Raw genomic sequence first — 14,901 nt, 5'->3', positions numbered from 1 at the left:
TTCTCCCGTTTCAAGTGGCGTTCACGTTGACCATCCACGGCGTGCCGAAGCGGTCGGTCACCATGCCGAAGCCGGCCGACCAGAAGGTCTTGTCGAACGGCATGGTCACCTGGCCGTCCTGCGCCAGCGCATCGAACACGCGCCGACCCTCGACTGCATCGGCCACCTGGATCGACACCCACAGGCCTTGCGGTCTGGCATAGCCGCCAGCGCACGCGTCGCTGGCGCCGGGCATGGCGTCGGAGCCCATCAGCGCCTGCGCGCCGACCTGCAGGTGCACGTGCATCAGGCGGTCTTTCGCCTCGGGCGGGATCGGCGGGTTCTGCGGGTCCGGCGGCATCTCGCCGAAGCTGCTCTGGTGCACCACGGTGCCCTTGAACAGATCCTTGTAGAAGGCAAAAGCCTCGCGGCAGTTGCCGTCGAAATGGAGGTAAGGGGTGAATTGCATGCTGCCTCCGGGTTGCACAGGGTTGAGGTACGGCGCGTCAGCGGCCCGCCACCGCGGCCTCGATAGCGGCGACGTCGATCTTCTTCATGGTCATCATGGCGTCGAAGGCGCGCTTGGCGGCCGCGCGGTCGGGGTGGGTCCAGGCCTGGGCCAGCACCACCGGTGTAATCTGCCAGGAGATGCCCCACTTGTCGCGGCACCAGCCGCATTCCACTTCCTGGCCCCCGTGGCCAACGATGGCGTTCCAGTAGCGGTCGGTTTCGGCCTGGTCGGCGGTGGACACCTGGAACGAGAACGCCTCGCTGTGCTGGACGCCCGGTCCACCGTTGAGGCCCATGCAGGGCAAGCCCAGCACGGTGAATTCGACCACCAGCACGTCGCCCGCCTTGCCTGCGGGATAGTCACCCGGCGCGCGGTGGATGGCACCGACGGCCGAATCGGCAAAGGTGCTGGCGTAGAACCGCGCTGCTGCTTCAGCATCGTTGTCGTACCAGAGGCAGATGGTGTTCTTGGGTGGAGTCATCCTGCGGTTGGAATCCATGCGAGTCTCCTTTGTGAAACGGCCAATGGAGCAATATGTGTACGACGTCCACTTCATTCTGCCGTAAAATGTACAGAGTCCACATTAAACCCTTCGCAGAACAGGGATGCCATCTTGAGCGCTTCACTTCCGGTTCCTCTCACTCCCCCCACTCCTGCCGCACCCGCGGGCCAGACCGCGCGGCGGCCCACCTACCGCCATGGCGACCTGCGTCGCGCGCTGCTTGACGCAGGCATTGCGCTGGTGCGCGAGGGCGGGCCAGCGGCGCTGGTATTGCGCGAGGCCACACGCCGCGCCGGTGTGGTGCCCAACGCCGCCTACCGCCACTTCGCCGGCCACGCGGCGCTGCTTGACGCCGTGCGCGGCGCCGCACTGGGCTTGATGGCACGCGCCATGGAGGCCGAGATCGACCGCGCCACGCGCCACCTGAGCGCACCGGTGGCTCGGGCGCGTGCCGCCTTCAAGGCCGTGGGTACGGGCTACGTGCGCTTTGCGCTGGCCGAGCCGGGGCTGTTTCGCACGGCATTCGTAGCCCAGCCCTTCGACGTGGCCAACGGCAGCCGCGACGACTTCCGCGGCGACAGCGGGCGCGATCCGTTCGAGATCCTCTGCGGCACCCTCGACGACATGGTGGCTGCCGGCGCACTGGGCGCGGCACAACGCCCGGGCGCCGAGTTTCTGGCCTGGTCGGCAGTGCACGGCCTGGCCATGCTGGCGCTCGACGGCCCGCTGCGCGCGCTGAGCGCCGCGCAGACCGAAGCCATGGCCCAGCGCGCCGTGGCGATGGTGGAGCAGGGGCTGGCGGGCTGAGCGCTCCAGGCAGCGACAGAAAAACAACCGCTTGCGCTGCGTGAACGCTGTCAGCCATGGCCGGGCGGTGCGTGGGAGAAGGGATCCGAAGGAACGGTCCGCGCATGGCACCCTCCCGCACCGCCAGAGGCCATCGCCGCCGCCCGTCCCGGCTTGATAAGCTGCGCGCATGAACATCGTTTTTCCTGCAGGTGCTGGCGAGGTGCGGCAATGGCTGCAGGGCGCAGGCCACATTGCCGTGCTGACCGGTGCCGGCATCAGTGCCGAATCGGGTGTACCCACCTTTCGCGATACACCCACCGGCTACTGGGCGCAGTTTCGCGCCGAAGACATGGCGACCGAGGCCGGCTTTCGTGCCCACCCGGGGCGCGTGTGGGACTGGTACCAGCACCGGCGCGACCTGCTGGCGGGTGTGCAGCCCCATGCAGGGCATGTGGCGCTGGCGGATTTTCAGCGCCACTACCCCGGCCGGCTGACGCTCATCACCCAGAACGTGGACGGCCTGCACCAGCGCGCGGGCAGCACCGGCGTGCTGTGCCTGCATGGCGACATTTTTGCCAACCGCTGGCTCGACACCCCGCGCAACTGCTGCCATATCGACCACGCTGCCACCGGCCACCCGCCGTATTGCAGCCGCTGCGGCAACCTGCTGCGCCCGGGTGTGGTGTGGTTTGGCGAGGCCCTGCCGTACGCCACGCTGGAGGCGGCTCAGCAGGCCGCCCGTGCCTGCGACCTGATGCTGGTGGTGGGCACGGCGGGGGCCGTGTACCCGGCGGCGGGGTTGGCGCAAGTGGCGCGCCAGGCGGGTGCTCGCGTGGTTATCGTCAACCCGGCCGCCAGCGCCCTCGACGATGTGGCCCATGTGCTGCTGCGTGGCACGGCCGCCAGCGTGTTGCCGGTCTTGCTGGCGGCTGCCTGATGCGGGTTTGCCATCCAGGCGCTATCGCACCCGCCCGCATCACACCAGCCCCAGCGCCCCCAGCAGCGCCCCGGCCCCCAGCAGCCACAGCAGATGCAGCCGGGTGCGCCACACCAGCAGCGTGCACACCAGCGTGAGCAACCACAAGGGCCAGTCGGCGGCGGGGTTGCCATGGGCGCTGCCCAGCAGCCAGGCGGTGGCCAGCAGCAGGCCGATCACCACCGGCGCCATGCCTTGCTTGAAGGCGCGCACGCTGCGCCGCTCGCGGTTGCGGTGGCCCCAGCGCGTGGCCAGCCAGGTCAGCGTGGTGCTGGGCAGCATGATGCCGACCATGCTCAGCAGCATGCCCAGGGCACCGCTGGCCCAGCCTGCGGTGCCGGCGCCACCGGCATTGATGCCCACGTTCCAGCCCAGCAGTGCAATGAACAGCACATTGGGCCCCGGTGCCGCCTGGGCGATGGCAATGGAGGCGTTGAACTGCAGCTCGGTCAGCCAGCCCTGGCGCTCCACCAGAAAGCGGTGCATGTCGGGCGCGGTGGCAATCGCGCCGCCCACGGCCAGCAGCGAGATCGAGATGAAGTACAGGAACAGGTTCAGCCAGTCGAGCGGCTGCAGCGCAATGGCGTGGGTCATGGTGCCATCTTTCGCCAGGTCAGCACGCAGGCCATGCCGCCCAGCGCTGGCAGCACCCAGGCCAGCGGCCAGCGCAGCAGCGCCATGCCGGCGAAGGTGAGGGCGACCAGGGCAGCGCACAGCCAGGGGCCCAGAGGGTGTTTGCGCAGCGCCGCCGCCAGCTTGAGGCCCGTGCCCGCAATCAGCCCGGCGGCCACCGCGCCCATGCCGCGCAGCGCACCCGCCACCGCCGGGTGGCTGGCAAATTGGGCATACACCAGCGCCAGCGCCAGCACCACCAGCAGGGGAAAGGTGAGCATGCCTGCAATCGCCGCCAGCGCGCCGCGCAATCCGAAATGGCGGTCACCGATCATCACCGCGAGATTGACCACGTTGGGCCCCGGCATGATCTGGGCCACGGCCCAGTCTTCGACGAACTCCTCGTTCGTCATCCAGCGTTTTTTTTCCACCAGCTCGCGCTGCACCACCGCCAGCACGCCGCCAAAACCCTGCAGCGCCAGCCAAGTGAACGACCAGAACAGGTCGGCCGGGTTGCGCGGCAGCGGCCGCGATGCAGGGACATCAGGAGAGGGCAGGGGCTCTGGCATGGTGAATAGTAGAGAAATATGCCTCTGGCGCAATAACCATAATCGCTGGCAGCTATGAAATAAGGAGTTTACCGGTGGCTTGAATGGGCCCTTGGCAGGACGCTCCATGGTAAGCCGCAAGCCTGGGTGGCCGGGCGGCCGCGGCATCGTCAACGGCGACAGGGGCATCATGATTGCTGATGGCTGGCGCGGCGGGCAGCAGCGGGCCGTCGGTGCCGGCGCAGTAGGATGCGTTGCGTGCCGTCCGCTTGCGGCGGCACGGCAACCCGACACACAAGGACACCCCCATGAAACTGGTTCGTTATGGTCAACCCGGCGCGGAGCGCCCCGGCGTGGTGGATGCACAGGGCGTGCTGCGCGACCTGTCGATGCTGTTGCCCGAACTGGGCCCCGGCCAGCTCGGCCCGCGCACCCTGTCGGCACTGGCAGCGCTCGATGTGGCGCGCCTGCCCGCCGTGTATGGCGCACCCCGCCTGGGCTGCCCGGTGGCGGGCGTGGGCAAGATCATCTGCGTGGGGCTGAACTATGCCGACCACGCGCTCGAAGCCGGCATGCAGGCGCCCGCCGAGCCCGTGCTGTTCATGAAAGCCGTCACCGCCCTGAGCGGCCCTCATGACGCGGTGCGCATTCCCCCTGGTGCGCGCAAGACCGACTGGGAGGTCGAACTGGGCATCGTCATCGGCACCCGCGCCAGCCACGTCAGCGAAGCCGCCGCGCTGCAGCATGTGGCGGGCTATGTGCTGGCCAACGACGTGTCCGAGCGCGCCTGGCAAACAGAACGCGGCGGCCAGTGGGACAAGGGCAAGAGCTACGACAGCTTTGCCCCCATCGGCCCCTGGCTGGTGACCGCCGACGAGGTGCCCGACCCGCACGCCATCGACCTGTGGCTGGAGGTGAACGGCCGGCGCGTGCAAAACGGCAGCACGCGCAACTTCATCTTTGGCGTGCCCACTGTGGTGTCGTACATCAGCCAGTTCATGGCGCTGGAGCCGGGCGACATCGTGCTGACCGGCACCCCCGCCGGCGTGGGCCTGGGCCAGAAGCCCACGCCATGGTTTCTGAAGCCCGGCGACGTGATGCGGCTGGGGGCCACGGGCCTGGGCGAGCAGACCCAGACCTGCGTGGGTGGCTAGACATCAGCCGATCTGCCCGCGCAGCTTGTGGCCGGCATTGCGCCAGCCCGCCTGGGCGCGGTATTTGACCTTGAAGGTCTTGAGGTCGGCCTGGCTGGCGTATTTCACCCGGAAGATCCTGAACGTGGCATCGGCCTCGTAATTCACGAAGCACCACTCGGTGTCGCCATCGGCCTGCTGGTGGTAGGGCAGCTCATACCAGCACAGGTCGGCCTGGGTCTCAAAAGGCACTTCGAACACGCTCGCGTCGGCCTTGCTTGCCAGCGTTGCCACCAGAATCTTTGCCATGCGCAACCTCCTGCGAAAGGACGAAAACCAACGGGTGCATGTTATCGGACCGGACACCTGGATACAGCGTGCGCAACCCCGCCGCGCCGCGCAGCGGTGTTTACCCGCGCCCCCGCACCGTGCGTGCGGCCCTCACACAATGAGGGGCGTTGGCTCATTGGTGCTTGTGGCCCTTGTCCACAAAGCGCCATAAGCTACAAAAAATCGAAGCAAACTACGCAGCCCATCACCGAACGACACATGCCCCGGAGCCTGCAACTGGCGCGCTTTTCATCTCCACGATCACCACATGCGTGGGCGTGGTGCCAATGTTTTCGCCGATATGCGTCTGCGCGTCGGACCACATCACGTCGCCCGCCTTGAAGCTGCGCCTGAGCACCTTGCCGTCGGGCAGCGTGAGCATGCGCTCAAAAGCGCTCAGCGCATACAGCACGAAGCCTGGGTGGTGATGCTGGTGTGTCTTATCGCCCGGCTGGTCGCGGTAGTCGAGCACACGCACGCAGGGGTTTTCAAGTATCACCTTGTATTTGTCGCCATCGGTGGCCACGGCATTCTGCGCCCCTGCGCCAGCCACCTGTAACGCAAAAACCAGCCCCAACACAATGCGGATCATGAGAGCCTCCACCATGCCGAGCCGTGGCACGCGGCCACGCCAGCCAGCTCGGCGGATGGCTGGGGGCCTTGAGAATGGCCATGGTACGCTTGCGCACCTGCAAAGGCAATGCTTCGCAATGGCGCTGGCGGCAGCAGGGGCATAGGGCATCGCCGATGCAACGCCTGGTTGACTCTTTGCCTCATTGCCCCATACCCTGCCAGCTTCACCACCCGCGCCAAGACACCCCATGAGTTCCGCTACACGCCGCCTGCACCCTGAGCGCCACCGCACCGATCGCATTGGCTGGCTGCGCGCCGCCGTGCTGGGGGCCAACGACGGCATCGTGTCCACCGCCAGCCTGGTGGTGGGCGTGGCGGCGGCGCAAGCCAGCCAGTCCACCATTGTGATGACGGCGGTGGCCGGGCTGGTGGCCGGGGCCATGTCGATGGCGGCGGGGGAATATGTCTCGGTGCACTCGCAGTCCGACACCGAAAAAGCCGACCTCGATCGTGAGCGCCACGAGCTGGCCACCGACCTCCCGGCCGAGCAGCGCGAGCTGGCCAGCATCTACGAGCGCCGGGGCCTTGCTCCCGCGCTGGCGCAGCAGGTGGCGCAGCAGCTCATGGCGCACGACGCCCTGGGCGCCCATGCGCGCGACGAACTCGAAATCTCCAGCGCCATGGCGGCCCGCCCGGTGCAGGCCGCGCTCACATCGGCAGCCGCCTTTGCCGCTGGCGCCGCCTTGCCGCTGCTGGTGGCCACTGTGGCGCCCGCCGGCAGCCTGCTTTATTGGGTGGCCGGCACCGCGCTGGTGTTTCTGGCCCTGCTGGGGGCGCTGGCAGCGCGCACCGGCGGTGCGGGCGTGCTGGTGGGCGCCTGGCGCGTCACTTTCTGGGGTGCGCTGGCCATGGCCGTCACGGCGGGCGTGGGGGCGCTGTTCGGGGCACCAGTGGGGTGATGCGGAGCGGTGCCCCGAAATATGGATGAAGACAGGCTCTGGCGCTTTCAGAATAAGCGCTGAAAGCTGCTAAAAAAAGAGCAATTTCCCCCGCACAGCGCCCGGAAAACTCAGGCCGCGCGCGCAGGCTGCGCCACCGCATCACCCGGTGCTTGCCCCGGTGCATCGTCGGTCCAGGCGCTGATGCCGCCCAGCAAGGCATAGACCTGGGGGCGCCCGGCGGCGCGGATGCGTTCGGCCAGGTAGGCGGCCGATACCTCGCTGGGGCAATCGCAATAAACGATGACCGATGCATCGGTTGGCAGCGCCGCCAGTTCGCGCGGCCCGGCATCCAGCCCCAGGCGGATAGCGCCCGGAATGCTGGCCTCGCTGCCCGTCAGATCGGGCCGCACGTCCACTACCACATGCGGCACGCCTTGCGACTGCATGGCCTTGAGCTCCTGCACCCGCAGGCGCGGCACCCGGTGGCTGCGGCGCACCACCTGCATGCGGCGCGCCCATTTCCAGGCCAGAAAGGCCGCAAAACAGGCCAGTATGGCGATGAAGCCCGGCACTACATAGGCCGCCAGCAGTGCCAGCAAGGCGCCCACGGCGTCTTCAAACAAAATGCCCATCATCAGCGCCGAGGCCACCCAGATGGCCGAGCCCGCCGCGTCAAACAGCACAAACCGCGTCAGCGAGGTGCCCGCCGTACCCGCCATCAGCGTGGTCAGCGCGCCCGCCCCCGGCAGAAACTTGGCCACCAGCAGCACCCGCGGGCCGATCTGGCGATAGAAATGCGTGCTCTTGCGGATGCAGCTGTCGGGCGACAGCGACACGCGGCACACGCCCCGCATCAGCCAGGTGCCATGCCGCCGCCCGGCCCAAAACCAGGCCGTATCGGCGATCAGGCAGGCCAGCACCGACAGCGTGAACACGCTGGCCACCGGAATATCGCTGCGCACCGCGGTCAGCGTTCCGGCCACCACCAGCGAGGGGTAGGCCGGAATCGGCAGCCCGGCCTGCTCCAGCAGCACATTGAGGAACAGGAGGGCCAGCGCATGCTCGGCGACCAGGGAGCGCAGGGTTTCGGCGATGTCGATCATTCAAAAATCTTTTGCTGGCGTGCAATGCGCACCGTGCGGCCGGTCATGCCAGGGTTGTTCCGGGTGATCTGTCGCACCGCCTTGGCATTCACGCCGGCAATGTGCACGCGCGCGGTAGGGCACGAAAACCATTGGCAATGGCCAAGCCGATCATATTACCCGCGGGACAGCGGCGCCGGTAGTGGGCAATCTTCGGCTTTACTGTTCCGCCCATCGATCCAATGAACACCCCTTGTTGCCGCGATCCCTGAAAAGTGGCCAGCTCGCTGGCGGTAGCGTCGATGGCTGTGGGGACGGTGACTTTAGAGGTCATGCAATGGGGGCGGCAAAGGTCAGAGGCCCAGGGCGGTGGCGCCTTGCAGGCGTTGCAGCACGGTGCGCTGCATGGCGGGCGGGGCGGTATGCAGCAGCTGCGGCCAGTCGGCGCGGGCCAGTCTCACGACATCGCGCAGCAATGCCAGGTGCCTTGGCACGCGCAGCAGGCCGGCAGTTTTGAGCAGGGCTTCCATGTCGTGCCAGGTGAAGGCGCGCAGGGTGCGGTCGATGGCGCGGTTGACGGCGTAGTGGCTCTCGGGCAGGCCGTCAAAAAAGGCGGCCACACAGACGGGGTCGTACACGGGGGCGAGCTGGGGCGTGCGGCCGTCGGGGTAGATGAGGGCCCAGTTCTTCAGATGGGCGTCGGTGTTGCCCATGAGGATGAAGGCCACCATGCGGGCCAGGAACTCGCGTGTGTCGTGCACGGGCTGGCTGCTCAGGCGGTTGAGCACGCGCAGCATGGTGGCCCAGTCTTGCAGCACCCCTTTGCCATGGGTTTTGCCGTATTTCTGGCGCGGGGTGTAGCCCAGCACCTGGTTGAACTCTTCCATGTGCACGCGGGCGCCGCCGGGCAGGTGGTCAAAGCGCTGCACGGCCAGGATGTCGTTGAAGGGCACGGTGTCGGGCAGGTCGGCCTCGGCGCGGGTGATGACGCGCGCATCGGCTACGTTCAGGCCCAGCGCCTGGCACAGCTGGTAGCCGGTGAACTCGTTGGCCACCAGATCGGGGTGGGCGGTGGTGGGCAGCTTGAGGATCACACTGCCCGCGGTGCCCCGGCGGTGCACGGTGTAGCGGCGGCCGTCCGGCACGGCGCTGAACTTGGTGACCACGCCGGGCAGCGATGCTGCGTCTTCCACGGGGTATTCGACAAAACCGGGCTCCAGCACATCGAGGCCCTGGGTGGTGTGCCAGTGGCGCACCACATCGGGGATGCCGTCTTGCGCGGGCACGGGCTCCACCTCCAGCGCGCCCATCAGGTCGTGACCGGCGGCGGCCAGCAGCTCGAATTCGTCATCAGGGCTACAACCGCGCTCGCGCGCAAGGCGCTCGCGGTTGTGGCCCTCAGGCAGCAGGTTCTGAAAATACACGGGCCAGCGCCCATCGGTGCGCACCAGCCGCGCATCGCGCGCCGACGCCAGGATCTGCTGCGTGGCCGCCTCGTCCGCACCCCGGTAGCTGAGCGACAGGGTGGGCCGCTGCGGGTTGCGGATGTAGCCCTCGTCAAACGAGACCCGCAGGATGTCGCCGTATTGCGAGAGGTAGCCAATGGCCTCGCGACCGCCCGCGCTGCCGTCCGCCTGCGGCGGGCGGTGCAGGTACAGGCGCAGGTAGCGGATGGCGGTGCTCATGGCATGGTGGTCGGTCGGACTTGCGGGGCGTCGCCAGGGTCAGCGGCGCAGGCCATCTACGACAGAGGGCGGGGCATCCACCCCTTCGGGCTGACCCAGAAACTTGCCGCCCGACTGGATGAATGCCTCCAGGCTGGGCCGCAGGCTGTTGGGTACGGCGATGATGTCCATGCCCAGCACGCGCGCCATCTCGGCCAGGGTGGAGTAGCGGGGGTCCAGGTCGCCGCCTTCGGTGCGCTGCACCGTCATGCGGCTCAGGCCCGCACTTTCGGCGAGCTGGGCCTGCGTCATCTGGTGGGCCTTGCGGGCAGCGGCGAGGGTGGGGATGAGATCGGTTGACATGAGTGTATTTATACTCTTTTTATAAAAAAAGAGTAATTTTTTACTCATTATTATCCCTGAGGCCAGCAATTGCTCTGTCAGCGCTGCCCGACCCGGCGTGCCGCCCCTCCGACTAGGGCGATCTGCCATTCACATCTTTTGCATCACCCGGCATTTGGGGAACGTTGAACATCCCCAAAACTGCTTGCCCGCATTGGCGCCTGCTTTGGCAGTGCGCAGGGCCATGGCGCTGCCGCACTGGGGGCATTTGCGCTCGGCGTTTGGGGTGTGGCGCTCTTTGAGCTGTTGCACATGCGCCATATGCGTCGCCCGGGTCGGTGCCATACGGCCTGCACGTAGCGCTAGAAGCAGGTCCTGCACCTGCTGGTCATCAAACACGGGTTGCGTGAACGACAAAATGAACCTTGCGCACCCGCCGCCATAGGTCACGCTGGTCGGCATCTCGGTCTTGAAAGTGCTGCCACCCACAAAGACGATGACGGAGTGAACCGTATCAGGTGGCATCTGCAGCGTGGCTTCCAGCGCCTTGGTGTGCTTGTAGTTCTGGCGCAGCGGGTTCTGAAACTTGAAGGTCCGCTTGTAGATCTTCTGCGTCCACTCGGCCTGCCGTTCGCTGCCAAAGATCCAGCCCTGCATGTTTTTGGTTTCGACGGCAAAGATGCCAAAGCGCGACACGATCACATGGTCGATTTGGGTGCTGCCGTCTGGCGTGGCCAGGGTGACGTTGTGCAGCGGAAAGTACACCGCCTTGTCTAAGCGCAGCCTGAGCATGAAGCGAACGAACCACTCGCCAATGTGCCCCTTGGCCCATGGTGTGCGCAAGATCGACACCACCAGCATGAGCGGGATCAACCACGATAGGGTGGACATCAACAGGGCAAAGATGGGTTGCAGGGCGTTGTTCATGGATCCTCCAGTGGCGTGCGTTGTTGTAGGGGGTGCCCGGCTTTGATTGAACGCAGGGCGGGCTAACCGCGCCAAGCCGCGCCACTTTCGGTCGACACCGCCTGCGCGCGGCCCAGGGCTTCCAGGGTTTGCAGCAGGGTGGGCAGGCCCTTCTTCCAGGGGCCGCGGCCTTTGAAGCGGGCTTCGAGGGCGCTCAATGTGAGGGGCGCGGGGCTGGCGGCCAGGGCGGCGGCCACGGCGCGCACCTGCTCGGGCAGGGTGGCGGGCCAGGGGTGCTGGGTGGGCTTGATTTGCTCTTGTTTTGATAGTGGTTTTTCACCATAAAAATCAGCCTCTGGCGCTTGTTCTTCTTGTGGTAGAAGCTCTTGTTTTGGTAGCGTATTTTGCGGGTTTTGAAACCCGGGCCGCAGCCAGCGCACGCGGCCCTGGGCTTCTTCTGCCGCGCGCTGGGTGTTGAGCTGCACCAGGTGGGCCAGGATGTCGTCGGTGCTGGCCGTGGCGGGCAGGCCGTACGCCGCCAGCACGGCAGCGTCCAGCTCGTCGTGCAGCTCGCGCAGCACCCCTACCAGGCCCTGGGTGTGCTGGGTTTTCTCTTTGGCGGTGAGCGCGCGGCCTTCGCGCAGCGCCGCCAGCACGTTGTAGATGCCGGTGAGCGTGAGGCCGGTGTGGCCCGCTTCGGGCGCCAGCACGCGCTTGCGGTGCTGGTCGATCTGCTCGGCCAGGTGGGCGATGCGCTCACGCAGCGGCGGGGTCAGGCCGGTGTCTTCGTCGGGGAAGGGGAAGGTTTCGAAGCAGCGGGATTTGTTGTAGCGCGGGCGGTCTTCCAGCGTGCCGCCCGTTGCCAATGCCCATTCGATGTGCAACTGGCTGGAGAGGATGCCCAGGGCGAAGGCGTCGTCCACGGCGATGGCGATCAGCATGTTGTCCGGCAGGATGCTGGCGTCGAGGAACTGGAAGGTGCGGTGTTTGGAGGTTTCGACGGTGGCGATGTAGCGGGGCAGGCCAGCCAATGCAGGGCGCAGTTCTCTGCGCGGTTCACCAAAAATCCACCAGTTGTCGCGATAAGTGGCCCGGTTGTTTTGGTCGCGCTCTGGTTTCACCCGCTCCAGCAGCCATTGGTATATCGCCGGGTGTTGAGCGCGTAATGTTTCGGCATCCAGACCAAAGGCGTCAATGATGCGAACCCCTCTCGGCTTGTCGGTCAGGTCACGCCCGTTGCGGTAGTCGTGAACAAGTGCGGAGCTTCCAAGAGCAACAGCCTCTGCGGGCGTGACCAGAAAGCCAGCTCCGTGCAGCTTGACGCCGGGCGACGAAATGTCCTCCATGGCTTGCAAGGGTTTCGCTGCAGCCACGTTGGCCCCAGCGCTCAAATCCGCGTGTATCAGCCCGCGCCGTTCATTCAGCGTTACCGCCACTTCGCCAAAGTCGCCGGTCTGCTCGTCGGTCACGGTTTGCACACTGCCTTCGCCCGCACCGGACGCCAGCACCGTCATGGCAATCCGCACGGCAGCACCGTTGGCGCCATCGACCCACGGATGGTCGGCAACGGCCATTTCCAGGTGTGTGCCCTTGTCCAAAGCGGCTTGCACCACGCGGCGGTTAAAGGTCTGGCGCAGGCTGTTGGTGGTGATCAGGCCCATGCGCCGGGTGTGGCCTGCGGCCACCTGCGCGGCGGCGTGGTGCCACCAGAACATCACGAAGTCGGCGCTTTCGGGCACCTCGGGCCAGGCGCCGCGCAGGGCTTGCACGTAGCCGTCGCCCAGGGCGGCGCGCATGCTGGCGGCGCCAATGAACGGCGGGTTCCCCACAATGAATTCCGCCTGCGGCCACTGCGCCTGCCGGGCGCCCACGTAGCGCCATTGGGGCACCTGGGCGGCTTCGTCGGGCACTTGTTCGCCCGTCACGGGGTGCGTCTTGAAGCTGCTGCCGTCCCAGCGGCTGAGCAGTTGGCCGGCGTCGTCATAGGCCAGCTCTTGCGCGTCCCAGGCCAGCACGGCGTCGCGGCATTCGATGTTGCCGTAGTTGTGTACCACGGGCTCGGCCACGGCGGCGTTGCCACGGGTGCGGATGTGCCATTGCAGGTAGCCAATCCACAGCACCAGTTCGGCCAGGGCGGCGGCGCGTTCGTTCAGCTCGATGCCGCGCAGTTGCTGCAGGGTGACGGTTTCGCCTTCAAAGCCGAGCTGGTCTTGCGTATGGCCCAACGCTTCCAACTGGTTGACGACTTCGCCCTCCAGGCGCTTCAAATGTTCCAGCGTTACGTACAAGAAGTTGGCGCTACCGCAGGCGGGGTCGAGCACGCGGGTGGTGCACAGCTGGTGGTGGAATTTTTTGACCTCGGTGCGGGCTTCGGCCAGTTTGGCGTCGTGCGCCTTGCCCTCCAGCGCGGCGGCTTCGTGGGCCAGCACCAGGGCGGCGGCCTGGGCGTTGGCCCAGTCTGCGCGCAGGGGCTCTATCACCGTGGGCAGCACCAGGCGCTCTACATAGGCGCGGGGCGTGTAGTGGGCGCCGAGGGCGTGGCGCTCGGTGGGGTCGAGGGCGCGCTCCAGCAGGGTGCCGAAGATGGCGGGCTCCACCTCGCGCCAGTTGGACTGGGCGGCCGCAATCAGCAAATCAATCTGCGCGGGGGTGAGCAACAGGCTGTAGCCGTCTTGCCCCGCGCCCTTGAAGAGCTTGCCGTTGAAGTGCAGCACAGGCTTGGCCAGCGCGGCGCTGAAGCCGCCCCGGTCCATGTCGGCCCACAAAATGCGCAGCATTTGCTGCAGCGTGGCGGGGTCGTTGCGGTGGGTTTGCAGCAGGCCGAGGAAGGCGCCTTTGGGCAGAAGCTCGACGTCTTCGGCAAACATGGAAAAGAGGCAGCGGGTGAGGTAGGCGGCCACCACTTCAGGGGTGGCGCGCGCTGCAGGTCTTGCAGGCATGTTCGTTCGGGCTGAGCTTGTCGAAGCCGTGGCGCTGGCTGTGCGCGGCCCTTCGACAGGCTCAGGGTGAACGGGTGGGTTGGTGCGCTGGCCGCTCATCTGCGCATCGGCCCTGGAAACTCCTGTGCCCCCCTCCAGCGACTTGGCCAGCTGCGCCAGCAGCGCGGCCACGTCGCGGGTGACTTGCGCGCTGATGCGGGCGGGGTTGAGGCTGTCGGGCTCGGTCCAGATGCGGCGCAGGCGGTCTTGCACCTCGGGGCGGGCCAGGTCGCTGAGTGCCAGGCGGTGGCTGCGCGGGTCGGGGTAGGGGGTGTAGGTGCCGCCGGTCTGGCTGAATTCGGCATAGACCTCGATGACGGTGCCCACGTCCACCACCAGCACAAAGGGCGGGCGGCCTTCGCCAGCGGGCAGGGCGCGGGCGTAGGCCTCGCCCTGGCTGCGGGCGCGCAGCAGGCCGTCGTCAAAGCCTTTGGTGTGGCTGCCGGCCTTGAGCTTTTTGGCCTCCAGCACGAAGTGACCGCGCCGGTAGCAGTCGATGCGCCCGGCGCTGGTGCTGCCGTCGCCGTGGGCAAAGATCACGGGGCGCTCGAACATGTAGTCCTGCTCCTGCGTGGGGTGGGGCTTGGCCACGCCCAGCAGTTCGCACAGGTCCATCACAAAGCTCTGCGCGGTGGCGAGTTCGCTGGCAGTGTTGTGTTGCCAGCGCTGGATGAAGGCTTGGGCGGCGGTGGCGTCGGGGAGGGCAAAGGTCATGTGTAGAGGGGCAAATGCCGTGGCAGGATGCGCTGGGGAGTCTAACGATGCGATACGTGTCGTAACGCAGAGGTGCGGGCGTCTTTCAGATGGAGAGAAGCAGCCGGGCGGAGCCCGTTAGACCCGTTCTGTTTGTACACTTCGAGCCTGTCAGAAAGTTTGTGTGTGAGGCATAGCATGTCAACAAGGAGCATGAATGCCACGCAAGACGAAGACAACCGCAGCGGCGGACAAGGCGGCGCAGCCGCAATTCTCAGCCGAGCTGCTTGAGCAACTCATTCCCGGGCCAGTCACGCCAGCCGAGCTTGAGGGCATCTTCCA

Annotated in this window: 16 protein-coding genes; 4 read left to right on the top strand and 12 right to left on the bottom strand. The window is 66.8% G+C overall.

Features of this window, described 5'->3' with window-relative positions:
- Positions 1-10: 10 nt before the first annotated feature.
- The gene (locus BLW02_RS09970) at positions 11-448 is read right to left on the bottom strand and encodes a VOC family protein (RefSeq protein WP_092698141.1); all 438 of its coding nucleotides are present in this window, start codon (positions 446-448) and stop codon (positions 11-13) included.
- Positions 449-485: 37 nt separating this feature from the next.
- The gene (locus tag BLW02_RS09965) at positions 486-989 is read right to left on the bottom strand and encodes a VOC family protein (RefSeq protein ID WP_244273668.1); all 504 of its coding nucleotides are present in this window, start codon (positions 987-989) and stop codon (positions 486-488) included.
- Positions 990-1,196: 207 nt separating this feature from the next.
- Here BLW02_RS09965 and BLW02_RS09960 point away from each other — a divergent pair, with 207 nt between their 5' ends.
- Both BLW02_RS09960 and BLW02_RS09955 read left to right on the top strand, forming a co-directional pair.
- Positions 1,197-1,799: a TetR/AcrR family transcriptional regulator gene (locus BLW02_RS09960; protein WP_051248663.1), complete on the top strand. Its 603-nt coding sequence runs from the start codon at positions 1,197-1,199 to the stop codon at positions 1,797-1,799.
- A 169-nt stretch (positions 1,800-1,968) separates the two neighbouring features.
- Entirely contained in the window at positions 1,969-2,718 is a 750-nt protein-coding gene (locus BLW02_RS09955) for an SIR2 family NAD-dependent protein deacylase (protein ID WP_092698139.1), read from the top strand.
- A gap of 39 nt (positions 2,719-2,757) precedes the next feature.
- Here the strand turns inward: BLW02_RS09955 and BLW02_RS09950 are convergent, their stop codons facing one another.
- Complete coding sequence (locus BLW02_RS09950) at positions 2,758-3,351, bottom strand: chromate transporter (RefSeq protein WP_092698138.1); 594 nt, start codon at positions 3,349-3,351, stop codon at positions 2,758-2,760.
- Entirely contained in the window at positions 3,348-3,938 is a 591-nt protein-coding gene (locus tag BLW02_RS09945) for a chromate transporter (RefSeq protein ID WP_092698137.1), read from the bottom strand. The genes BLW02_RS09950 and BLW02_RS09945 overlap by 4 nt, the downstream gene beginning before the upstream one ends.
- Positions 3,939-4,225: 287 nt before the next feature.
- On the opposite strand from BLW02_RS09945, the gene BLW02_RS09940 reads away from it, so the two are divergent.
- Positions 4,226-5,071, top strand: coding sequence for a fumarylacetoacetate hydrolase family protein (locus BLW02_RS09940; protein ID WP_092698136.1), 846 nt, complete (start codon positions 4,226-4,228; stop codon positions 5,069-5,071).
- A 3-nt stretch (positions 5,072-5,074) separates the two neighbouring features.
- Here BLW02_RS09940 and BLW02_RS09935 read toward each other — a convergent pair whose 3' ends face one another.
- Together BLW02_RS09935 and BLW02_RS09930 are read right to left on the bottom strand one after the other, a co-directional pair.
- Entirely contained in the window at positions 5,075-5,359 is a 285-nt protein-coding gene (locus BLW02_RS09935; protein WP_092698135.1) for a 7(1) septoil knot domain-containing protein, read from the bottom strand.
- Between the two features lie 226 nt (positions 5,360-5,585).
- Positions 5,586-5,972, bottom strand: a complete 387-nt coding sequence (locus tag BLW02_RS09930) for a cupin domain-containing protein (RefSeq protein ID WP_092698249.1) — start codon at positions 5,970-5,972, stop codon at positions 5,586-5,588.
- Between the two features lie 229 nt (positions 5,973-6,201).
- On the opposite strand from BLW02_RS09930, the gene BLW02_RS09925 reads away from it, so the two are divergent.
- Entirely contained in the window at positions 6,202-6,912 is a 711-nt protein-coding gene (locus BLW02_RS09925) for a VIT1/CCC1 transporter family protein (RefSeq protein ID WP_092698134.1), read from the top strand.
- A gap of 110 nt (positions 6,913-7,022) precedes the next feature.
- On the opposite strand, the gene BLW02_RS09920 is transcribed toward BLW02_RS09925, so the two are convergent.
- The 6 genes from BLW02_RS09920 to BLW02_RS09900 form a co-directional block, all read right to left on the bottom strand.
- Positions 7,023-7,997 carry a rhodanese-like domain-containing protein gene (locus tag BLW02_RS09920; protein WP_092698133.1) on the bottom strand — a complete coding sequence of 325 codons (975 nt, stop codon included), beginning with the start codon at positions 7,995-7,997 and terminating at the stop codon, positions 7,023-7,025.
- An 88-nt stretch (positions 7,998-8,085) separates the two neighbouring features.
- Positions 8,086-8,310: a hypothetical protein gene (locus tag BLW02_RS19620; protein WP_139285349.1), complete on the bottom strand. Its 225-nt coding sequence runs from the start codon at positions 8,308-8,310 to the stop codon at positions 8,086-8,088.
- A gap of 19 nt (positions 8,311-8,329) precedes the next feature.
- Positions 8,330-9,661 carry a type II toxin-antitoxin system HipA family toxin gene (locus BLW02_RS09915; RefSeq protein WP_092698132.1) on the bottom strand — a complete coding sequence of 444 codons (1,332 nt, stop codon included), beginning with the start codon at positions 9,659-9,661 and terminating at the stop codon, positions 8,330-8,332.
- A gap of 39 nt (positions 9,662-9,700) precedes the next feature.
- On the bottom strand, positions 9,701-10,003 hold the full coding sequence (locus BLW02_RS09910; RefSeq protein ID WP_092698131.1) for a helix-turn-helix transcriptional regulator: 303 nt from the start codon (positions 10,001-10,003) through the stop codon (positions 9,701-9,703).
- Positions 10,004-10,132: 129 nt separating this feature from the next.
- A complete protein-coding gene (locus BLW02_RS09905; RefSeq protein ID WP_092698130.1) occupies positions 10,133-10,909 on the bottom strand; it encodes a nuclease-related domain-containing protein in 777 nt (258 codons plus the stop codon).
- 62 nt (positions 10,910-10,971) lie between these two features.
- On the bottom strand, positions 10,972-14,580 hold the full coding sequence (locus BLW02_RS09900) for a class I SAM-dependent DNA methyltransferase (RefSeq protein ID WP_092698129.1): 3,609 nt from the start codon (positions 14,578-14,580) through the stop codon (positions 10,972-10,974).
- Positions 14,581-14,901: the final 321 nt, after the last annotated feature.

The organism is Acidovorax soli (genome assembly GCF_900107605.1).
Classification (GTDB): Bacteria; Pseudomonadota; Gammaproteobacteria; order Burkholderiales; family Burkholderiaceae_C; genus Acidovorax; species Acidovorax soli.
Note: the sequence above shows the minus strand (reverse complement) of the source record. Positions and strands in the feature narration are given on the sequence as shown.